Origin of the sequence: Acinetobacter sp. YH12126, from assembly GCF_013418745.1 — a bacterium.
In the GTDB taxonomy this organism is placed as follows: Bacteria; Pseudomonadota; Gammaproteobacteria; order Pseudomonadales; family Moraxellaceae; genus Acinetobacter; species Acinetobacter amyesii.
In genome coordinates, this window is the sequence record NZ_VPBM01000023.1 from 36,429 (window position 1) to 57,771 (window position 21,343).

The 21,343-nt window shown below is 41.9% G+C and carries 19 protein-coding genes; 2 read left to right on the top strand and 17 right to left on the bottom strand.

Going from position 1 to position 21,343, the window contains the following annotated elements:
- Positions 1–134 precede the first annotated feature (134 nt).
- The 4 genes from FTU62_RS15060 to rpe form a co-directional block, all read right to left on the bottom strand.
- Positions 135–1,163, bottom strand: a complete 1,029-nt coding sequence (locus tag FTU62_RS15060; RefSeq protein ID WP_180103090.1) for a copper resistance protein B — start codon at positions 1,161–1,163, stop codon at positions 135–137.
- Positions 1,150–3,132, bottom strand: coding sequence for a multicopper oxidase domain-containing protein (locus FTU62_RS15065; RefSeq protein ID WP_180103091.1), 1,983 nt, complete (start codon positions 3,130–3,132; stop codon positions 1,150–1,152). The genes FTU62_RS15060 and FTU62_RS15065 overlap by 14 nt, the downstream gene beginning before the upstream one ends.
- Positions 3,133–3,178: 46 nt before the next feature.
- On the bottom strand, positions 3,179–3,697 hold the full coding sequence (locus FTU62_RS15070) for a hypothetical protein (RefSeq protein ID WP_180103092.1): 519 nt from the start codon (positions 3,695–3,697) through the stop codon (positions 3,179–3,181).
- A gap of 614 nt (positions 3,698–4,311) precedes the next feature.
- Positions 4,312–4,998, bottom strand: coding sequence for a ribulose-phosphate 3-epimerase (gene rpe, locus FTU62_RS15075; RefSeq protein WP_078192356.1), 687 nt, complete (start codon positions 4,996–4,998; stop codon positions 4,312–4,314).
- Positions 4,999–5,603: 605 nt separating this feature from the next.
- Here rpe and FTU62_RS15080 point away from each other — a divergent pair.
- The gene (locus FTU62_RS15080; RefSeq protein ID WP_111884782.1) at positions 5,604–5,900 is read left to right on the top strand and encodes a DUF2218 domain-containing protein; all 297 of its coding nucleotides are present in this window, start codon (positions 5,604–5,606) and stop codon (positions 5,898–5,900) included.
- 31 nt (positions 5,901–5,931) lie between these two features.
- On the opposite strand, the gene FTU62_RS15085 is transcribed toward FTU62_RS15080, so the two are convergent.
- From FTU62_RS15085 to FTU62_RS15125, 9 genes are all read right to left on the bottom strand, one after another.
- Positions 5,932–6,993, bottom strand: a complete 1,062-nt coding sequence (locus FTU62_RS15085; RefSeq protein ID WP_180103093.1) for a M48 family metallopeptidase — start codon at positions 6,991–6,993, stop codon at positions 5,932–5,934.
- 14 nt (positions 6,994–7,007) lie between these two features.
- A complete protein-coding gene (locus FTU62_RS15090; RefSeq protein WP_180103094.1) occupies positions 7,008–8,114 on the bottom strand; it encodes a YjgN family protein in 1,107 nt (368 codons plus the stop codon).
- 130 nt (positions 8,115–8,244) lie between these two features.
- Positions 8,245–9,090, bottom strand: a complete 846-nt coding sequence (fghA, locus tag FTU62_RS15095) for an S-formylglutathione hydrolase (RefSeq protein WP_180103095.1) — start codon at positions 9,088–9,090, stop codon at positions 8,245–8,247.
- A gap of 28 nt (positions 9,091–9,118) precedes the next feature.
- A complete protein-coding gene (locus tag FTU62_RS15100; RefSeq protein ID WP_180021433.1) occupies positions 9,119–10,510 on the bottom strand; it encodes a C13 family peptidase in 1,392 nt (463 codons plus the stop codon).
- 125 nt (positions 10,511–10,635) lie between these two features.
- A complete protein-coding gene (locus tag FTU62_RS15105) occupies positions 10,636–11,454 on the bottom strand; it encodes a class I SAM-dependent methyltransferase (RefSeq protein WP_218948634.1) in 819 nt (272 codons plus the stop codon).
- The gene (locus tag FTU62_RS15110; RefSeq protein WP_078191179.1) at positions 11,448–12,272 is read right to left on the bottom strand and encodes an undecaprenyl-diphosphate phosphatase; all 825 of its coding nucleotides are present in this window, start codon (positions 12,270–12,272) and stop codon (positions 11,448–11,450) included. Before FTU62_RS15110 ends, FTU62_RS15105 begins: the two co-directional genes overlap by 7 nt.
- 12 nt (positions 12,273–12,284) lie before the next feature.
- Complete coding sequence (tsaB, locus tag FTU62_RS15115) at positions 12,285–12,950, bottom strand: tRNA (adenosine(37)-N6)-threonylcarbamoyltransferase complex dimerization subunit type 1 TsaB (RefSeq protein WP_180103096.1); 666 nt, start codon at positions 12,948–12,950, stop codon at positions 12,285–12,287.
- Between the two features lie 162 nt (positions 12,951–13,112).
- Complete coding sequence (locus FTU62_RS15120) at positions 13,113–13,643, bottom strand: gamma carbonic anhydrase family protein (RefSeq protein ID WP_180063945.1); 531 nt, start codon at positions 13,641–13,643, stop codon at positions 13,113–13,115.
- A 35-nt stretch (positions 13,644–13,678) separates the two neighbouring features.
- Positions 13,679–14,287: a CoA pyrophosphatase gene (locus FTU62_RS15125; RefSeq protein WP_180063946.1), complete on the bottom strand. Its 609-nt coding sequence runs from the start codon at positions 14,285–14,287 to the stop codon at positions 13,679–13,681.
- A gap of 126 nt (positions 14,288–14,413) precedes the next feature.
- Between FTU62_RS15125 and FTU62_RS15130 the strand changes: the two genes are divergently transcribed.
- Positions 14,414–14,962 carry an NUDIX hydrolase gene (locus tag FTU62_RS15130; protein WP_078192366.1) on the top strand — a complete coding sequence of 183 codons (549 nt, stop codon included), beginning with the start codon at positions 14,414–14,416 and terminating at the stop codon, positions 14,960–14,962.
- 67 nt (positions 14,963–15,029) lie between these two features.
- On the opposite strand, the gene FTU62_RS15135 is transcribed toward FTU62_RS15130, so the two are convergent.
- Genes FTU62_RS15135 through FTU62_RS15150 form a run of 4 tightly spaced genes read right to left on the bottom strand, consistent with a single transcriptional unit; the run spans position 15,030 to position 21,308 of the window.
- Positions 15,030–17,045 (bottom strand): hypothetical protein, encoded by a 2,016-nt coding sequence (locus FTU62_RS15135; protein ID WP_180103097.1) that lies wholly within the window; start codon positions 17,043–17,045, stop codon positions 15,030–15,032.
- A gap of 22 nt (positions 17,046–17,067) precedes the next feature.
- Positions 17,068–18,417: a putative pilus assembly protein FilE gene (filE, locus tag FTU62_RS15140; protein WP_180103098.1), complete on the bottom strand. Its 1,350-nt coding sequence runs from the start codon at positions 18,415–18,417 to the stop codon at positions 17,068–17,070.
- Positions 18,418–18,431: 14 nt separating this feature from the next.
- Positions 18,432–20,096 carry an OmpP1/FadL family transporter gene (locus FTU62_RS15145; RefSeq protein ID WP_111884775.1) on the bottom strand — a complete coding sequence of 555 codons (1,665 nt, stop codon included), beginning with the start codon at positions 20,094–20,096 and terminating at the stop codon, positions 18,432–18,434.
- Positions 20,097–20,108: 12 nt separating this feature from the next.
- Positions 20,109–21,308 carry a hypothetical protein gene (locus FTU62_RS15150; protein ID WP_180103099.1) on the bottom strand — a complete coding sequence of 400 codons (1,200 nt, stop codon included), beginning with the start codon at positions 21,306–21,308 and terminating at the stop codon, positions 20,109–20,111.
- Between the last annotated feature and the right edge of the window lie 35 nt (positions 21,309–21,343).

Sequence of the window (21,343 nt, forward strand, 5' to 3'; positions counted from 1 at the left end):
TCAGTTGAGTAAAACTCTAGTGCTGATGATTTGCGCCAAAACATAGCATGTCTGTTCAAAGGACAAATTCAGAAATAAAAAAGGCATCACCAAAACCTATTGATGATACCCTCTTTATTTGGTCTATTCGCCGATTAGAACTTCAGACGAAGACCTGCGCCATACCACCATTGCTTTTCACTTCCAGTTTCAGCTTGCCATGCCGTATGCTGATTGCCTTTTTCATAGCTGTAAGCGACATCGATAAAGGGCATCAGCTTTTTATTGATTTCATAGCGTGTTTCTAGCCCTAGCCATACAGAACTGAGTCCTGTTTTTTGTGCATAGGCGGAATCATCACTCAGCACCACATCTAGGTTCAGATACGGTTTTAAAATCAATTTTTGCGTCAGCAGAAAATCACGTTCGGTTTCTAAAGAAAAACTGACCTGTTTATCTGTACCAAGATATAAATAAGTATCGGTTTCAAAGAAATACGGTGCCAGACCATGCAGACCCACCGCAGCATCTAACTGTTCTTTGTCCGTCACTTGATGTTCATCGACCCGATAACGCGCACCAATTTGCGCATCCCAAAAGTCGGAGATCATACGGCTATACATCAATTGAGCCGCATAATCAGCGTCTTGAGATTCTGCTTTATCGGCATGTAGTTTGATGAAGAGCTTATTTTCATCGGTCCCGATTCGACTCTCAATTTCAGTCTTTAAACTTCCACGACCATCGGCATTATTGAGCCATCGACTGTCGATCTCAGTCGCTTGATAAATCTGTCCACCATGTTCACGCTTATGATCAACAGGATGCTGCGCAGAAGCAGCACGTGACGCAATAGATGATGCATTTGCATGTTCTGCATGTTCTGCATGTTCTGCATGTTCTGCATGTTCTGCATGTTCTGCATGTTCTGCATGTTCTGCATGTTCTGCATGTTCTGCATGTTCTGCATGTTCTGCATGTTCTGCATGTTCTGCAGTATGCTCCATCTGGCTCGATTCAATCGCTGTTTGTATCTCTTGATGCGACGAATCATGTGAGGAATGTGACTCATGTTGAGCTGACATCAGCATGCTGTGATGTGCATCTTGCGCCATGGTCATTTGAGTGACAGATGCCAAAGCTAAACCCAGTACTGTATATGTGCATGGTTTAATGATGCGCATGAGACACCTCCTTTTTCGGCACAGATGCTGTTTTAGTATTCTCCGCGACATTTGCGACCACAAGTTTATTCATCATCCCTGCGGACATGTGATACAGCAAGTGACAATGAATCGCCCATTCCCCTAATTCATTGGCCGTTAACAGAGCCGTGACAGTTTTCCCCGGCGGCACAATCACCGTATGTTTATTTGGCATTTCAGAAGACATTTGCCCATTTTCCAATTGCATAAACATGCCATGTAAATGCATCGGATGCGCCATCATGCTGTCATTGACAAATTTCAATCGAATTCGCTCACCATATTTCACCTGCAGTGGTTCGGCTTCACTGAATTTTTTGCCATTCATGGTCCACATGTAGCGTTCCATCGTTCCACCCAAATGAATAACCAAATCTTGCGTCGCTTCACGTGTATCAGGCTGCGGGGTTAACGCTTTTAAATCACTATATTGCAAGGCCTTATCACCGACAGGTGTTGAAGCATTGGCCCAACCCATAACCGTTGCTGAATTTTCAACTGCATGCATCTCTCCTTTAGACTGTGCATGATCCATCGCTGTATGCATATCATGTTTCATGGATGAATCCATTGAGGAGTGGTTCATAGAGGAATGATCCATCACGCTATGATCCATATTGGCATGTGCTGAATCAGACATGTTCTGTTTATGCATGTCTGGATGCTGCAAAGCAGTCTGTGCAGTCACTAGGGAATGGTCCATGTCATGCCCCATTGCAGCATGATCATGTGCTTGATTCGTCTGAATCTTTGATTGATTTTTAGTATGCACATTGTGCTTATGAGCATTCGCTTGCTGGCTTGCTGAAGTTTGGGTTGAACCTGTAGCCGTATGTCCCATGTTGCTATGGTCCATACCCGACATTGAACCATGGCCCATATCTTCCATGGTCAGCAAAGCGCGTGGCCGAGCTTTTGGCATGTGAATGCCTGAGTGCTGAGGCTGCGTTTCATCATGTAAAGTGCCAATCGCAAATCCAGTCCGATCAAGCGACTCAGCTTCAATCTGATAATGCGCAGATTTAGGCTCTACGATCACATCATAGGTTTCTGCAGCACCAATGCGAAATTCATCTACAGCGACCGGCTTGACCGCTTGACCGTCTGCACTGACCACCGTCATTTTGAGCTGAGGAATACGCACATCAAAAAACGACATGGCCGCAGCATTTACAAAACGAAGTCTGACTTTTTCATTGGGCTTAAACATCCCCGTCCAGTTCTGCTGTGGTGTTTTGCCGTTTACTAAAAACGTATAACCCGTGACATCAGACAAATCCGTTTTCAGCATACGCATCTGATTCCACATCGAACGATCTTGCCAAGTGTTTTTTAAACCTGTTCGTTGAATTTGCGTCCATACATCTGAAACTGTTTCACGCTGATTTTGATAGTATTCAGCAGACTTTTTCAGATTTGCCATAATCTGAGCGCTAGATGATTCATGAAAATCAGACAACATGACCACATAATCACGTTGAGTCTGTTCATGTGCGGCAAGTGCTTGTTTACCTTTCGGATAAATTACCAAAGCGCCATACAATCCGTCTTGTTCTTGGCCTTTGGAATGCGCGTGATACCAATAGGTTCCGCTTTGACGGACTTTAAATTTGTAAGTAAAGCTACCATCAGGCTGAATTTCATTGAAACCATTAAAGCCGGGTACACCATCCATTAAACCGGGCAGCAATAGACCATGCCAATGCACCGAGGTATTTTGTTTTTTGAGCTGATTATGCACATGGATGACCGCATCATCGCCTTCTTCAAACTCCAGTAATGGTGCTGGAAACTGACCATTGACGCTGATTTTCTTGACCGCTTTACCAGTCAAATTGATGGTCTTTTCATCAATATTCAGATGATATTCTTTAATGGCTGCAAACGCCCACGTTGGTGACAGCAGACATACCCCGAGCACGAGGCCTGATTTAAATAAATTAGACATGACTTAACCTTTATAAAATAACGAAAAAACGTATTTAATACTCAGGTTAAGCTTGCGGAGGTCTTAGAATTTCTTGCCAAAAGCCTTTTAAATGCTGTCCAGCAAAAATGAAACGAGGGGGTTCTGCATAGTGATGCACATGGAAGGTCTGCAATGCGACCAAGGCGCTATCGACATAAGAGGTACTGATTTGGCAATGTGCGAGTGTACAGTCCTGACGACAGTCTGTACTTTGTGTCGTTGAATGATGCGCCTGACCATCTTGCAGTGCAGATGTCGCATCTAAAGATTGATGACAATCCATCGTAAAAATGACTTCAGGTGTTGCTTGCTTGCCATGATGTACTGCATGCTCAGGAGCAGCTTGCCGCTGATTTTGATGGCAATTTGTCATATTTAAATGCGAAGGATCAGCATGTGCTGCATGAACTGATGCCTGATGGGCATTCGCAGTCATCATTTGTTGATGTTGAAAATTTTGCTGTGCACTGACCACACTGCTCCACCCCATGACAAACGCCATGAGCCAAGCAAAGCCAAGATGCTTACGCAAAAAATTGAACAATTTAGTATCCTAATTCAACCCAATGATGCACTGTGACAACACATCCCTATTAACACATCTTTAGAAACATCACGCGATCAGCTCAGCCGAAATCCGCATGAAACACCATGATGATATTATTTACGATTCAAATGCAATCACATGACATTTGTATCAACATGACATGCAGCTCGACCGATTTATCCATCATGAACGATACATTCAGAAATATCTAAAAGCACTATCTAGTGCGATCGATGATGTGTTTTGCCAGTCACAGCGTATCTCAATAGTTGCTAACAGCATAATTAATTGTGCAGTTATTCACAACAGTTTTAAATTTATTGCGCTGTCATAAAAATCAGCGCATATCTTCCAGTTAAAACATAAAAGTTATTTTTTAAACTGATTAATTATTTACCATAGATTAATAAACATACAGCATTTCAAACACTTTACCCCATAAAAAAAGGACTCAATTGAGTCCTTTTTATACTTAATACGTCTAATTATTAAACCATTGATGTACAATCGTTTATAATTTATCCAAGTTATCCATATAGTTATCTACACAGATATCCATACGGTTATCCATATAGTTATCCACAAGCAAGGAATAACTTATACCCAAAGGCTTAAGCCTCTTGAGCATGCACTTTTGCCAACTCTGAACGCATGTCATCAATCACAGCTTTATAATCAGGCTTACCAAAAATCGCTGAACCTGCAACAAACATGTCTGCACCGGCTTCAGCAATGTCACGAATATTGGCTGGAGTAACACCACCATCCACTTCTAAGCGAATATCACGACCTGAAGCATCAATAATTTTTCGTGCTTGACGCAGCTTTTCCAAGGTCATTGGAATGAACTTTTGACCACCAAAACCTGGGTTCACACTCATCAACAAGACTTGGTCAACTTTATCTAAAACGTAGTCTAAATAATGCAGAGGTGTCGCAGGGTTAAACACCAAGCCCGCTTGCGCACCGCCAGATTTGATTAACTGTAAAGAGCGGTCAATGTGGTCAGTCGCTTCTGGGTGGAAAGTGATGATATCTGCGCCAGCTTCCAAGAAATCACCAATCATACGGTCTACCGGTGAAACCATTAGATGCACATCAATTGGCGCCTTAATGCCGTATTTTTTCAATGCCTTACAAACGCCCGCACCAAAAGTTAAGTTCGGTACATAATGATTATCCATGACATCGAAATGAACAACATCTGCACCGGCTTCTAGAACGTTTTCAACTTCTTCACCTAAGCGCGCAAAGTCTGCTGACAAAATTGAAGGTGCGATTAAGAATGGCTTGGACATGAAAAACCTAGCTTTGAAAAGGGAGTGATTGACGCATTATAGCAAATTGTCCCCCTATTCGCTGCCTATGCCCTTAGTCGTTTTTTCGATGCCGATGATTGAGATCTCTATAATAAAAAAACCTAGGATGAACTGATGTTACTTAGTAATATCAGACGCGAAATTTGATTCAAATAAAAAAACGATACGCGGTAACGTCATCCGCAATTGTTTGAGACAGCACGACTTCTCATCAAAAATGTTTTTGCAATACTTTAAATAAATAGACGCTAGAGAGCGAGTTTTGCGGTGAGGAGCATTGCTCTGCAGGATGGTTTCCTTGCGAAGCTTCGCTGCTCATTTTGCCTAATGCGAAACATCGTTTCGTAAGAGTACCTCCAGCCGAAGGCTAATCCCTTTATTTAAGCCCTAGATGTAAGACTCCGGCGAATTGACTTAAATATCATTTTAAAAATGCAAAATTATTTTTTGCTTGCGTAACATCCGTGATTAATATGGATAAAGATCTCTGGGATAGAAACACAGCGTTGCATTTTTAGACTTAACGGGTATCTATGTACTTTGCTAAGTTAAAGGACTGACGACTCCACAATAAAATTGCATCTATGAAAAGCTCAACACACATCACCACCGCCCAAGCAGCACGTGTTGCTAAGCGCTTAGTCAATCATTGGAAACATAAATTTGAAGTCAATGAACAGATCATTGGAGAAAATACTGCATTCAAGATTCAACTGCCCTCTGCAGAGGTCAGTCTTTTACCACAAGCTGCATTTTTAGATGTGGTGATTTCAGCCCAAGATCCAAGTACAAATCTAGATCAATTGGAACATGTGGTATTAGATCATTTGATCCGCATGGGACAAGAAGAACTCAGTGCAACATGGCAACGCGAACCGTAGTCTACGTCGCCATATTGTCAAAGCCTTTCACTCAATGCTGATGGGATTGATAATTTCTAACTGCATCAATACGGGCTTTCGTCGCTGGGTGTGACTCAAAGAAGTCTGTCCAAGATCTCTGATCTTTTGCAGTTTCATCCTCTGCACCTTTCTCTTTTGCTGTTTCACCATCAGCTTCATTTTCCATACGTTGTAAGAAGTTTGCAAAATGTGCCGTTGGAATTTGATGTTTTGAAAGTTGTTTTAAGGCATATAAATCTGCTTCAGATTCAAAGTCTCGTGAGTAACTCGCACCCACCGCAGCAACCGGTAAACTGGTGAGAATATCTGAGCCATCCCCTGTAATCATCAACAAAATAATACTGATGCCTAAACCTGACAAACTTTGCTGCAAACTATGGCGTTGAACTAAATGCCCCTGTTCGTGGGCAAGCACACCTATGAGCTCATAATCATTTTTCGCTAATTTAACCAACTCATCTGTCACGATAATGGTGTTATTGGGTATCGCCAATGCATTTGCACCGATGCTGGCACCACCGCGGAATAACAACTTCGCAGGACGATTTTCAGCCACCAATTGTTGATATTCTTGCTTCAACTTGTCTTGACGTGCTTGCGGCAATTTTGTGGGTTCAGTCATATCGATAATATATTTTTCCGCCTGATCGCCCCAACTCTTTAACGCTGTCTCAGGCAGTTGATTGGCCACCACATGCGACGCCGCAGGTATGCCCCATTTAATCAATACAAAAGCAAAAGCCACCACGAAAATCACACTAAAAATGATTAAGGAGGGAGAACGCTCTAACTTCCAAATCGAATGCCAACGCGACTTTACATCGAGATTGAACCACTCTGGCAAAGGCTGATGAAACTCTAAACGAGCATCGTCCTTTAACTCGATCACCGGCTGAATATCCCCTAAAGCACCAATCAGCGTCATATCTTGATAGGTGTAATGCTGCGTTTGTTCTAGGTCTTGACCATAACGCACAATCACAGCATGTTCCCCATCTGCGCTGATTTGAGCAACAAAGGGTTTTGACACTTTCCCATCATAATAGGTTGCATTCACTACTGATGTTTTCATGTAATTCACCTGCGTTATAAGGAAATATCTAGGTCAAAAATATCGGATAATTCTTCAGCAATTGCATTGTGATCTTGCTGCATTTGATTTTGTAATTGATCAGGATCATCGACCAACATTAAATGCAAAGATTCCGTCTGATATTTATATAGTCGTACAACTGCCCATGGTGTCAGTAAACCGAGGCTAATCACTTTAGCCAACCAATTGCTCAAGACAATCCATGCATAGCGCCATTGATTACAGTCCGTATGAAACTGACTGCGGCTCAACGTGGTGTTATTCCAAGTGGTAATAAAAATACGTGCAGCTGTGAGTGGCCAAATAAACATATAGCCAATCAAATACATACCAAAAATAATGAAGACATAAGATGCGTCATTTAAACCATCTGAGCTACCAAACAATATCGCAAAGATCACTGCCAGCAATGCACCAAAACCCATAAACAGAAATAAAGGCACATACATGGCGCGCATATAATCGCCCCACGTATTATTCAGATTAAATTTCAACTGCCCCAGATACAAATGATTCAGACATTCACGTTTATATAGCCAGACCGCAACTGGTGTAAACAACCCAAGGGTAAAGACAACCACCGCAAGACATTTAACAAAGCACCAATACGCGCTTTTATTCGTCCCTGAAAAAAAGAATCGGCTATTACTAAACTTACTGTTGCGAGCACGGAAACGAATCGTAGATCGAATGAGCCAAGGAACTGCGAAAAAGATCAGGACAAAGCCCGCTAAGAAAGCTTCCCAAGAATATTTTGCAGCAAAAGAGAAACCACCATAGACCACTAGCGCAATGATGCGCCCAACTAAAATTTTTGTAGGCAAACCAGTAAAGTCAAAACGACGCTGAAATACCCAAGTATTACCGTAAAAATAACGTAAACGGCGGACCTTTGCCCAAGGCGCATAAAGTCCAAGCGTGACAATTGTCAGTAAGATATTCACGATCCAAATACCGAAATATTCAGACGCATTACCTTTAAACCTAAAATGATAATTTCGTCCCAAAACATTAGCCTGTTCTGTCTCACCAAATAGACTCGGTGGATTCATCACGGGCAGCTCTGGCGGAAGCGGCGTTTCAATTTGTGAATTTTGCATAAGTACCCTAAATTATTTTTTTTGGTATGTCGAATTTATTCATTTGCATGGCAATGCTCATCACCATGCTTTATTTATACGTATATCAAAGCAAGCTATGCCTCAATATTTTTAACCACTGACTTTAGAATTAATGAACCGCTGTTTGCAATTGGACAGCGTGAAATTGCAAATGATCGTCCATAAAACTTTGAATAAAATAATAACCATGATCATAGCCTGCATGTTCACGCAGTTCGAGTGGCTGCCCAACTTGCTCACACGCTTTCTTAAACAAAGCCGGATTTAACTGGCTATAAAATTGATCATCAATGCCTTGGTCAATCAAAATGGCTTTAAACAAAGCCCCTTTGGATTGCACTAAAGCTGTAGCATCGTGCTGAAGCCACTGCTGACGGTCTGAACCTAGATATTGACTAAAAGCTTTTTCGCCCCATGGACACTGACTCGGCGCACAAATCGGTGCAAAAGCAGAAACCGATTTAAACAGGTCAGGATGCTTCAACGCTAAAGTTAATGCACCATGACCGCCCATACTATGTCCGAATATGCCAATCGCAGCTTTTTGTACCGGAAATTCAGCCTGTACCAGCGAATACAATTCTTCAGTAAGAAAACGTTCCATTTGATAATGCTCGGCCCACGGTTGTTCCGTTGCATTAATATAAAAGCCCGCACCCTGCCCAATATCCCAATGATCGCCTTGCGCTACCTGTTCCCCACGTGGAGAAGTATCAGGGCTGATTAAAATCAGGCCGAGCTGCGCAGCTAAACGCTGAGCATGCGCTTTAATGGCAAAGGTTTCTTCAGTACAGGTTAATCCCGCCAAATAAAACAATGCAGGACACGCTTGGCCTTGCAAGGCTGCTTCTGGCAGAAAAATACCAAACTTTGTTGGGGTTTTTAGACTTGAAGAATCCAATTGATAAATGCGCTGCTCACCCGCAAAACAGGTATTTCGTTGTACTAATTCCATGATCTTTATCCTAAACTTTTTTGATCTTTTAAGGCGTAACCGTCGTAGCCGGTGCAGTAGTCGTCGGCGGGAACAATCGTTGTTCTAATTGAGGCAACATTAATGCCATGTTTTTCCCCATCGACCACTGTGGTTCAGAAGGTTCGAAACCTTGCGCTGCTTCCCATTTCGCTACAGTCGCTTTGGTTTCATTAAATGCCGCTTGAATACTGGTCTGCTCACGCATCGCCTGATCAAAGAACGCACGACCAAAATAGGTGTATTCAGCTTCATTCGAACAGCCAAAAGACTGTCGATCAGCTGCCGATGCAGTAATGATTAAAGTATTATCATTTTGCAGTGCTGGAATAAAACTGCCTGAATAACATGAAGAAATGACAATCACACGCCAACGAATTCCGGATGCATCCAAGGCTTCTTTTAACCATTTAGGATCGACTTGCGCCAAATCCAAAGGTGCATTTTCCATTTCAAAGACATTTGGTAAACCATGTGAGGTCATATATAAAAATAAGACGTCACTTTCTCGGTTCATCTGTTGACCAATACGACGCAGCGCCAACTCCATACTGGTTTTAGATGCCAGCGGAATTTCAGTGCGCGTTGCAGGGTTATTGATCAGCTCAACCGAACGCCCATAGGTGCCAAAACGTGTATCAAACTGTTCTTTAATCCGTTCAATTTCCAGTTTAAAAACATCTTGATAACTCGCACCCGCCACCCCTAAGAAGTACCAATGGGATTGGGCAAATTCACCATATTCCACTGCATCTAAGGATTTATTGAGTAAACGGCTTTGTGCATAAAATGCATCTTCAGCAAAGCTTGGAGGAACTTCTTCTACTTTCCAAATCGGCTGATCTTTGACTGAGACTTGCCATACGACCAAAGTAAATAGCGTCGCACCCATAATCAGTGCACGCTCCCACCATGGCCATTTCAGCTCACGTGAAAACACCCAAACGACAGCCAAACTTTGCCAAACAAATAGAATAATGAATAACGTTGGAATGTAGTCATACAGAAAATATGGGAGAAAATCGAGATCTCCCAAATATTGAATCAAACATTGAAACAACATGATGTGCGTATCAAGCACCAACCAAAGCAATGCAGGGACCAACATTAACCGTGGATTATTTACACGTTGTGATAGGAAAATCCCCACAATTAAAGCAATAAATGGCCACAATGCATAACTTATAAGACCTTGAGCGTTAAATTCACCAATACGCCCCGTGCTGAGCCAACTAAATAAACTATTGGCACAACCACCTAAAATCCCCCAAAACACCAATTGTAAAATCGATGGACGAACGATTTGTAAAGAACGACGAGACCCAAAAAATAACCACATCCCCGCAGTTTGGTTGCTTTTAAAATCATGCCAAAAATTGATGGAGGGTTTGAAATCAATCATAGAGTTCTAATGGTGGCCTTGGCTCGCTTAATTGCACAAATAATTTTATGCCTGATGTCGTTTTTAGCAATGCTATTTTTTAACTATATAACAAATCTTTGAACAATATTGAAGCAAATATCATTTTAAGTCACAAGATCATGTTGGAAATATGCATCAAAGCGACAAGCATCACCTTGCCACTGATGTTGTGGCTCTTGATTCGCTAAAAAAACCGCCAATCGTGGACGTTTAACCACGACACGTTTAGCAATTTTTTGTGCTAAATCCAGTAAATTATCACCTAAATCCATCTCACCATCTTCAGGTAACAGCAAATGCAATAATTGCATTTGTTTTTTGACCTGAGCTTGCTTTTTGACGGCTTGCTGGTTTTGATCTCGCTGTGGAAACATCGGATCGAGATAAACCACATCAAAGATTTGATTGGTCGTCGACAAATGTTTCAAAAAGTCTGCCGAATCTGAAAAGACCAATTCAATTCGTGCCACAACCGAACTTAAAAATGCATCTTTCTGCGCGCGTTGATGTGAGTCTTCCAATAGGGTAAATAAAATTGGATGACGTTCCACAAGGGTCACATGCGCACCCAGATGTGCCATCAATAAACTATCGTGCCCTAGCCCTGCGGTTGCATCCACAAGCTGTGGCTTTTCAGCCAAATTACACGCACGTGCAATCATCTCAGACTTTAAGGATGCTCGCTTTAAACGCCCCACTTCTGCTTTCCAATCGGGTTGCATCTTCATGCCATTGGCCGCTAACCACAAACCATCTGCGTCGACACACAAACTGAGTTCAGAGTTTAAACGTAAAAAACGCGCGTTTAATTTTTCAATCAATTCAATATTTACAGATACACCACGTGAAGAAAGCACAGCAGAATACTGCTGTGCTTTCTCATGAAACTCTTGTTCTGTGTATAAGCGGATTTCGCTTACCATAATTTCCAGCCTGTAAATGCGAACAATAAAATCAATAAACCTGAAACAATTCGATACCACGCAAAAATCATGAAATCACGTTTTGCCACATAAGCGACAAGCGCACGAATTAAAATCAATGCAGAGACAAATGAAACGATTAAACCAACGGCGATCACAGTCCAATCTTGAGTGCCTTGAAATACATCATAGCTTTGATATAAATCCAGCAAACCTGCACCGACAATAACAGGAATACCCAAAAAGAATGAAAACTCAGTGGCTGCTTTACGAGAAACACCCAAGAACATAGCACCAATAATAGTTGCGCCTGAACGTGAAGTCCCTGGAATTAAAGACAAAACTTGAATTAAACCAATCCAAATCGCATCTTTAATGGTTAAATCTTCTACTTCTTTGGCACGCACCTGCGGTGGATTTTTTTCGATCCAAATAATGATCAAACCACCGATAATCAACCCCATAGCAATCGCAATGTTATTGAACAGCAGTTCTTTCACCGTCTGACCAAACGTCAAACCAATCAACACGATTGGAATCGAAGCGAGAATTAAGCCAAAACCTAAACGGCGACCTTTTTCTTCACCAGTCACCATACCGGTTGCTGCGCCCCACAGGCGGCCCCAGTATTCATAAATCACCGCCGCAATCGCACCCATTTGAATTGCGATCACGAAAACATCACTTTTTTCTTTGGTCCAAAAGTTCATTAATTCTGAAGCCAGAATTAAATGCCCTGTACTTGAAATCGGTAAAAATTCGGTAATACCTTCAACAATACCCATGATTGCCGCTTTGAGCAGCAGTAGAAGATCCATATATAACCCTAATTATGGCTTGCCTTGTTCTGAAATTTTCTTCCAGGCGTTATCTCGTAAATATACGGGCAATGCAAGTTCAGCACTCACCCATGCTTTTCTTTGCGCCGCTTCGCGGGCAATAGTAGCAATATCTTGTGCTGTTGCACTTAAGTCTTTGTATTGTGTTTGTTCTGATTGAATGAGCTCACTACCAGAACCCACGACAGTAAATTTGATCTGTGGTGTGGCATCTGCGTAGCTTAATAATTGTTCTTCATCTACAGCCTGCATAATGCCATTGGCATCGAGTTGATAGCTTGCGATATACACTTCTTGCATGCGTGCATCAAGGACTGCAGTTATTTCAGTCAAACCATGTAGACGATGCGCCGCTTGAGCCAAAGCTTGCAAAGTCGATACTGGAACAACAGGTACGTCATTGGCCCATGCCAAGGCTTGTGTTACCGCTGCATTAATACGGACACCACTAAATGAGCCAGGCCCACGACTAAATGCAATCGCAGTTAAACCCGCTAACTCAATAGCAGTTTGATTAAGCCCTTGCTCAATCATTGGGAGAATGGTTTGTGTCTGCGCTTTTGCCCGTAAATCGAGTTGAAAATAAAGCTCTTGAGTTTCATCTACAATCGAGACGGAACACTGCTCATTGGCAGTTTCCAATGCCAGTAATTTCATGCGCAACCTTAATTAAAGTTAATCTTAAAAAACGTTGAATATGATACTCCACTCCATCGCAGTTCGCGAGATTTTCCACCACAGACTCAGCGCTTTCTGTATTTAATCTATAAAAAAGCCTCGACAAACGTCGAGGCTTTTTTGCTTACCATGTATAGCGCTCTAAAGTTCAGCGACTTCGAGTTGAGTAAAATGTTTAAAATGAGCGGCGTAGTGCAAGGCACTCATTTTTAGACGTGCTTCGGCTTGCTCATCTAAAGTCTTGACGACTTTACCCGGTGAACCCATCACAACAGAATTATCCGGAATCACCTTCCCTTCTGGAATTAAAGCATTCGCACCAATGATGCAATTTTTACCAATCACAGCATGATTTAGAACCACGGCATTGATTCCGATCAGACTATTATCACCTACGGTACATCCGTGTAGCATGGCTTGATGCCCAATCGTGACATAATCACCAATGATCATTTCAATGCCGGCATCGGTATGCAGCACCGCATTTTCTTGTACATTGGTAAAATCACCCAGTTTGATACGACTGTTGTCCCCTCGAATGACGGCTCCGAACCAGACACTCACTTCTCGGCCTAATTCAACTTTCCCAATGACCGTTGCATTTTCTGCAACCCAACCATCCCAAGGTTGATGCGTGGCTTTCGGGCTATATCCTTGAAATTTGTACAACATGATCAAACATCCTATTTTGACTTTCTAAAAATGATTTATGGCTCACGGCCCAAATGAAATGAAGGAGAATTTAATAAAAAAGGCCATTCTTTTTGATAATTCAGACCATATTGAAATAAGGAAATCAGCATCCGTGCAGTCAAGCCCCATACGATTTCGTTTTCGATTCTTAAACTGGGAAAATAAAGCGATTGCTGGGCAAAACGAACTTCATATGGCGTTGGCGGTGTTTCTAAAAGCTGTCTTAATGATGCAAAAAAAATACGGTCAATTTCAGTGGGTTGAGGTATTAAATTTACGTCAGGCGGGATCAATCCCACGATCGGTTTAACTAACATTCCATTCCGTGCTTTTTGCATTGGTAAATCACCCAAAAGTTGCACATCAAATGGATTTAGAGCGGTTTCTTCTTGAGCTTCTCTTAACGCCACCACGATATTACTGGTGTCTTGGGCATCACGTTTGCCACCGGGAAAGGACACCTCACCGGCATGATTATTCATATAGAGTGAGCGGCGGGTCAATAAAATGCGTGGATTATCTTCTTGGGTAATCGCAATCAATACAGCAGCATGCGCAGGTTGAATACGCTTAGAAAAACGTAAACGTTGCTGCAATCGCTGAGTCAATAAACCCTCATCCATCCACATTACATCCTTATAATTATCTTATTTTCATCATAGCTGAATTTCGGCCAAGCTGGTTAGAAATGATGCCAAAGTTTTATTTTTAAGTTATTCTGACGGTTCACACAATCCATGACGATGAATATGAACTTTTGCTCAAACTGCGGACAAAAAACAAAAGAAGCGATCCCGCTTGGAGATCATCAGATACGCCGTATTTGTACCGCATGTGGGTTTATTCATTATGTGAATCCTAAAGTCATTTGTGGTGCTTTAGCCGTTTGGGACAATCAAGTTTTACTTTGCCGTCGTGCGATTGAGCCACGCTATGGGCTGTGGACATTGCCCGCTGGCTATATGGAACTCTATGAGACGATGGAGCAAGGTGCAGCGCGTGAAACTCGCGAAGAAGCCGAAGCAGAAGTCAACATTGAGCAACTATATTGCATGTATAACATTCCCCGTATTGGGCAAATTTATGCCTTGTTCAAATCTGAACTAATCAATGGTGAATTTGGTGCGGGTGATGAAACCATTGAATCACGATTGTTTAGTGAAGAAGATATTCCTTGGGATGATTTAGCCTTTCCAAGTGTGGAAAGAACGCTGCGGCATTATTTTGCTGACCGCAAAACAGGTCAGTTTGAAATGCATCTCGAAACCCTTGGTACGCGACTCGATCACACTGGTTAATTTGCTGCTCTCAATATTAAAAAAGCCCATCACTGATGGGCTTTTTTATTTTACTCATATTTGACGATTATTTTGTCTTGATGGTGTAACAAGGGGCCAACTCTAAAGAAATATCACCACCGCTTAACTTCGCCGTTTGAGCCGCAGCAGTATCGTTTGGATTTTTTAAGCTATAAATATAACTAAAGCTGGCCAAACTATTCCCCCACTTCACCACTTTATTATCCGAATCTGTCAAAGCAACGCCAGAGGGACGTGTGCCTGCATTGGCATTAATCATATTGTGTAACTGCACTAAAGCACCGCCTACAACCATTGATGTATCCGCTGAAGTTTTCACACTTGAGTTCATTCCAATCAGCGCGCCATCAAGGGTATGGAAATATGGGTCAGCTAAAATCATACGAATCGAAATGGTATTTGGATTGATATTTCCTTCAGGCGTAAAGGTACGGGTTGTCGTTCCGATACGATATTGCTGTACACCTTTGTCATCTTTCATTAACAGTGGGTCAAGCACATCTTTTCCGCTACAGCCTTCCGTCGCGTGTGTAGACAAGTCGACAATTTGGCTATCTTGACGAGTAAATACATCGTCTGGCACGCCAGATTTTATATTTGTGCGAATATCACCATTACGGTCAATCACCACACCCAATTTCACTGTTTTAATCGAAGTATCGGTAAATTTAAAGGTTAAATCTGCATACAAGGGGAAGATATAATTTTGTCCAGTAGCAACATTTTCAACAGACTTAAAGACTTTTTTGTCTAAATACGATAACGGATAAAGCTTGTATAAATCCATCGTGCCTTTAAATTGCACTTGGTTAATGTTTTGCTCCCAAAGACCTAATTTTTTCTTATCATCGGCCGTCAGAACGTAATCATCTTTTTTAGCCATTAACGTTTTATATAAACTTCCACCTGTACCGACCACCATTTTGTCGGCAAGTAGCGTCCCTTGTTTAATAATCAAAGGGCCAGAGTTGGCTTCTTCTGCATCAAAACGGAAACCCAGTATGCCAGGTTTATCAATTTGCTTTGTAAGCGGATCAATCCAATTATCCTGTGGCGTTGCAGTTAAACGTGTTGGTCGTACCTGCGTCAAGAGCAAGACATTCACACCACCAATGGTACTCAACTGTTGATCAACTTTACCCTTCCACTGTAAACCACTACCAAAAGTCATGCCTTGGCGGTCCGTCATTAACATGAAATGACCAAACAAATTGACTTTTGAACTATCGGTCGGCAAACATTCATTTTTGTCGCAGCCCACCAGTCCATTTGAACCGCTGGCATTGGTAATCACGCCATCCGTTGAAAATAACGCAAACTCAGGCTGATATACCGCAGCGGTTGAGATATTCATGAGTTTTGAAACTAAGGTAAATGCGTTTTCATTGCTGACTTCGGACAAGTCTAGCCAAGGTGTAAACAGGTCATTAAATTCCGTATCTGAACTGATACTGAAATCCGCTGTCGCGACATTCCGAGTGATTTGATCAATCAATACTTTATCTGCATTGTTGATATAAACCGCTTGGATATCTGTAGCTGTAACTGCGCTGTTATTTTTCAAAGCCAAGGCTTGAATAATTTTAGCCAAACGCATGGCCACTTTAACTGTTGCGTCGGTATTTGAAATCGTTGCAGCAGGTTTACCCGCGATGCCGGCAGCCAAATCCAATAAGGTCAAACGTGGGGGTGTCGTGCCACTAGCTACATTTGAAATTTGTTTCAAATCTACTTTACCCAAATCAATTCGACGTGATTTTTCACCTTGAACAAAGAAAGTCACCGTATCGCCAATTTTACAGGCACCTGTCGAAACACCTTCTTTTAGATCAAATAAAGTAATGTAGGTATTTTTAACGTCGCTCGAACAATTAAAATTCAGACCTTCAATTGGATAATCTAAAACGAACTCAACACAGCCTTCGGTATTACTTTTACAGGTACCATTGGTTGTACTGGTATCATAAATTTCAGGATTCACATTTGCACTTTCACCGCCACAGCCACTGAGCGCTGCAACCAATGCCGTTAAAGCAAACGGTAATAAAATTTTATTTTTCATCCTAATTCTCTTTTTTATGTCCTTAACGGATTGCTGTTAATTTAAGTTGGCCTTGATTGGTTAATACGCGACCATCGACGTCAATTGCTGTTGCTAAAGGCGTTAAAAATAAATACTGGCTACCTTTAGGCACTTGAATCACGCCTTCAATTTTTTCATGGTAAAGATGATCCGCTTCACCTTGGTTATTTTTGAATCCACCTGCGCCTTCCATGACACATCCATTTTTGTCTAAAAATACCGCAAATGGCCAATAAAATGTAGGATTTTGTACTTTGGATGCAAATGAATGTATACGAATATTTTGTAATGGTGATTTTAGTTTTACGACTTCATAGTCAAATTCGTCAGATAATGGTGCTCGAGGCCATAAGTTAATATCTTGAGCTAAGTCGAGCTCTTTGGCTTTCTTCATTTTTTTATTCGAAAAACATTGCTGACCTAAACCTTGAATGGTGTCAGCTTGTGACACCCGATAATATGATGTGGCTAAAGTGATTGGGCCTGTATCTTCGGGTTGATTACGTTTAAATAAATTATCAATGACGGAGCGACTGACACCTTTTTCACGTTCAATGGTTTGCATCCGCGTTTGCCCCATCTTGCTATCAATAACGCCTTCGGGCATGGTGTAAAAGCGCTTTTTGCCTTCTAAGTTAAACTCTTTATCTTCAAGATATTCATTATTGACATACTTTTCACCAGCCATGGTCGAAAAGCCTTGCTCTTGTTTTGCCTTAGCCGATTGTTTTGAAGGATTATTTTCTAAGTTTTCACCTGAAGATCGTACGGATTGATCAGTACTGACTACTTTCTCAGCAAGGATCTTTTTCTCAACGACAGGTTTATCTTTTCCAGCTAGAACTTTGGACTGATACGCTTCACGAGGTTGGGCTAGCTCTGATTGCTGTAAATTTTCTGTCCATGCGGTTGAAGGCAAGACTTTTGCTGTCGTATCTGCCGCTTGTGCTGACTTTTCAGATTTGCGAAGTTTATCCCCTGAGACGTCTTTAATTTTATCTACTGTGACAGCTTTAATTTCATCCCGTTTTTCCGGCTCGCGTATACTTAAATGTTGAGAATTCACCGGTCCAACAGCCTGTGCTGTTGGACTCGTTTGACGTGTCATCGGTGTCTTGGTTTGAGACGGACTAATGCTTACGGATGGTTGAATAATTTGTTGTACAGGTTGAGAGTCTATCGTTTTAGCAGTTGGACTTTCTTTAGGTTTCTTTGCTGGTTTTTCTTGCACTTGTACCACCATTGGGCGCCCATCTGGCCCAATAATGGTATGAAACGCCCCAGCGTTGGTATACGACACTTGCACCACAGACAGTGCAAGTAACGTTTTTATGAATAAAATCCTTTTCATTCTGTCTGCTTATCCTACCAACGAGTTCTGTAATTTAATCCTAGGATGGTGATTTTCGTATCGGTTTTTACATTCAGTCCAGCATATGGATTTAAAAGTAAGTTATTCACACCGGTTAAGTTTGCAAGACTACTAGTATTCGCTGGAATGTTATCTTTACTGCGTAAAAAGCCGATTGATAAATCTAAATCCGTATCTGCATCAAAACGATATCCAATCCCCATACCAAAGAGCTGCGCACCATTAATTGGGACCATGGTATTTCGCTTACCATCAGGAATAGAGGTACTCCTTGGTTCATAGCCTGCACGTAATTTCAAACGATCTGTTGCAGAATATTCAATACCAATACCCCAGTTCCAAGGCGATGTAAATTTCAAAGGTAAGGCCAAAGAATTATCGGTCACATTTTCAGATAATAATTTTGCAATTTTCAGCGCTGAAATTTGACGGTCGAATTCAAAACGGAATTTGTCCCAAGCACGATAATCGGTCCAGCCCACATCAAAATTGATTTGTAAATCAGGCATGACCTTATACTTGATCCCGGCCTGTACGTGCTGTGGATATTCAAAATCCATCGAAACCAAACCCGACTCCGAATTTGGCACGGCATTTGGGAAACCTAAAATTGCAGCTAAAATTTGACCTGTTGGTGATGACATTAAACCCTTAATCATCTCCTGAGGCGCTTTTGCATTATGAATGCGATAACGGCCTTTCATGCGCATTTTCGCAGCGCTTTGGTACACCATACCAAAACTAAAATCTTCGCGTGGCTCCCACAAAACCCCTAAGTTATAACTTGGGCTTAGTGACTGCTCTAAAGCCAATTCCATCTGACCAAATTTGCCAAATGGGTTCATCCCTTCTTCGGTATTACACATCCCCAATAGCAAGATGTCGGTAATAATGTCCGAATTTTCCTTGAATGGCGTACAGACGACTTCATCAATCATCCTTAACATGCCGATCAACTCATTGGGAAATCGTAGATCTGATTTCAATCCAATGGCTTGATAGGACATCCCTACACCACCACCAATCGATAGCTCATCACTAACTTGATAACCCACAGTTGGCGATAGATAAGTAATACGCTCTAGAGCAACTTGTTGCCCCATAAAATTACCGGGGTTGCCATTTTCAGCACCAAAACCCGCAATCAAAGGCGCATAAACGGCGGATGCAAATGTTGCTTTAGAACCTGGTGGATTATAGGCAATCCCCATCGTTGGTGCGGCAATGGGTTGGCCAGCACCAAAATCCACCATCTTTTTTAAGACAGGTACATATAGGGATGCATATTCAACATCACCAGAAACCTTATCTTTAAAGTCCGTACAAATATCTGCCGTTACTTCAGGGCCATCATTACAGACCATTGGGTCATCTGAATAACCAAAGACGTTATAACCCGCAGGGACGGTAAATTCACGTTGAATATCAAAGTTTGCAATGATCCCCTGCATATCGGTTTGCAAACCTTCAATTTTAGTTAATGCTGCAGGGTTAAAATGCACGGCACTAATCCCCGGAGGATCAGCAGTTACTGCATTCCCTAATGCAAGTGACCGTACATCAACTGAAAGGTTGGTACCCAATTGTGCAAAAGCAGCACTAGAACAGCCCGTTAAAACGATCGCACTAAAAAGTGGGCTGAGTCGAATTTTACGCATACGACAGCCCTCTTAACGAAGTTTTTTTCCAAAACCTAGAATATCTAACGGGAAAGAAAGTCCTAAAGACACGTCTGGTGCATCTTCAGTTAAACCTAGCCCCACCGTACCGTTCACAATCGTATCTGGAGATACACGTACACCTAAAGAAATCGCGAGAGTTGAGCTGGTTTGGTCTGCAGGTGAATAGGATTCGCCACTGCTATATGTAAATTCTGCGCCGGTGTTGAAACTTTGTTGATATGACATGGTGAGGGAAACATCGTAGTTAAACGAGTATGCAAAACCGAATGCAAAACCACCACTAATTCCCGGTTCAAACTCTTCAATGACACGCGTACCACGACGTTGGTTTAAACCCGTTTCTTTGAAACCATAGTTAGCTGAAACAGATGCAAACAACACAACGGGGTCAATATATTTACGCGTACTCGCACCGATACCTGCCGAATAGTAACCTTTACCTGTTGCTAGATCATTTACTGCATTGACTTCGTATGGACTATCACCTGTTTTCGTAGACAAATTACCAAATAAAATCAGTGGCAAACGACCTTGCTTCAATGGGAATGGTTCCCAACGTGCGCCTAAAGAAATATCCCCTAAACCAGCAGTTGAAGTATCTTTTAATAAATCAGTTTTCGCCACTAAAGGCACAGATGCAGAGAATGTCAAATTGTCCATTACACCGTATTGCACGGTAAATGTATTGGTCATTGAATGTGTGGCATTCTCTTGTACACGGAGTTGATAAAGTTGGCCTTGTGCCATCTCCATATCAAGTTGAGTATCACGGTAATAAGTATAATCGATATCGTAAAAAGATGATATTTCACCTTTTTTAATCAATGAATACTGACGTTCATTCGAGCTAAATACTTCCTGTAAGTTAGCTTCTTGACTCGCATCACCCTCTTGCTGTTGAAGTGCTGTCGATGCCTTTTCAGTGGCAGTAGCACTTTCGACTTGTGGTGCCTCAGATTGTACTGGCTCTTCAACAGATTCATACTGTCCAATTTCAGGCTCGGCAGCAGCTTCTTGTGCAGTATCAGCTTGGTTCACAGTAGCAGGAGATACAGACTCTTCTACGACTGTCTCTTGTTCAACTGGATCATATTCTCCAAGGCTTGGCTCTTCAGCTGCATAGGCAACCCCCATCACCACCTGAATACTCATGGCTAGTAGTGTTTTGTTCATCCATTTACGATTCATGTTCCTTCCCACCGTTGTTATTTTTTTAATCCTGA

Bases quoted from the DNA above. Each gene is read 5' to 3' on its own strand.
- FTU62_RS15060 (WP_180103090.1), bottom strand. From the start codon at position 1,163: ATGCGCATCATTAAACCATGCACATATACAGTACTGGGTTTAGCTTTG.
- FTU62_RS15065 (WP_180103091.1), bottom strand. From the start codon at position 3,132: ATGTCTAATTTATTTAAATCAGGCCTCGTGCTCGGGGTATGTCTGCTG.
- rpe (WP_078192356.1), bottom strand. From the start codon at position 4,998: ATGTCCAAGCCATTCTTAATCGCACCTTCAATTTTGTCAGCAGACTTT.
- FTU62_RS15080 (WP_111884782.1), top strand. From the start codon at position 5,604: ATGAAAAGCTCAACACACATCACCACCGCCCAAGCAGCACGTGTTGCT.
- FTU62_RS15085 (WP_180103093.1), bottom strand. From the start codon at position 6,993: ATGAAAACATCAGTAGTGAATGCAACCTATTATGATGGGAAAGTGTCA.
- FTU62_RS15090 (WP_180103094.1), bottom strand. From the start codon at position 8,114: ATGCAAAATTCACAAATTGAAACGCCGCTTCCGCCAGAGCTGCCCGTG.
- fghA (WP_180103095.1), bottom strand. From the start codon at position 9,090: ATGGAATTAGTACAACGAAATACCTGTTTTGCGGGTGAGCAGCGCATT.
- FTU62_RS15100 (WP_180021433.1), bottom strand. From the start codon at position 10,510: ATGATTGATTTCAAACCCTCCATCAATTTTTGGCATGATTTTAAAAGC.
- FTU62_RS15105 (WP_218948634.1), bottom strand. From the start codon at position 11,454: ATGGTAAGCGAAATCCGCTTATACACAGAACAAGAGTTTCATGAGAAA.
- FTU62_RS15110 (WP_078191179.1), bottom strand. From the start codon at position 12,272: ATGGATCTTCTACTGCTGCTCAAAGCGGCAATCATGGGTATTGTTGAA.
- tsaB (WP_180103096.1), bottom strand. From the start codon at position 12,950: ATGAAATTACTGGCATTGGAAACTGCCAATGAGCAGTGTTCCGTCTCG.
- FTU62_RS15120 (WP_180063945.1), bottom strand. From the start codon at position 13,643: ATGTTGTACAAATTTCAAGGATATAGCCCGAAAGCCACGCATCAACCT.
- FTU62_RS15125 (WP_180063946.1), bottom strand. From the start codon at position 14,287: ATGGATGAGGGTTTATTGACTCAGCGATTGCAGCAACGTTTACGTTTT.
- FTU62_RS15130 (WP_078192366.1), top strand. From the start codon at position 14,414: ATGAACTTTTGCTCAAACTGCGGACAAAAAACAAAAGAAGCGATCCCG.
- FTU62_RS15135 (WP_180103097.1), bottom strand. From the start codon at position 17,045: ATGAAAAATAAAATTTTATTACCGTTTGCTTTAACGGCATTGGTTGCA.
- filE (WP_180103098.1), bottom strand. From the start codon at position 18,417: ATGAAAAGGATTTTATTCATAAAAACGTTACTTGCACTGTCTGTGGTG.
- FTU62_RS15145 (WP_111884775.1), bottom strand. From the start codon at position 20,096: ATGCGTAAAATTCGACTCAGCCCACTTTTTAGTGCGATCGTTTTAACG.
- FTU62_RS15150 (WP_180103099.1), bottom strand. From the start codon at position 21,308: ATGAATCGTAAATGGATGAACAAAACACTACTAGCCATGAGTATTCAG.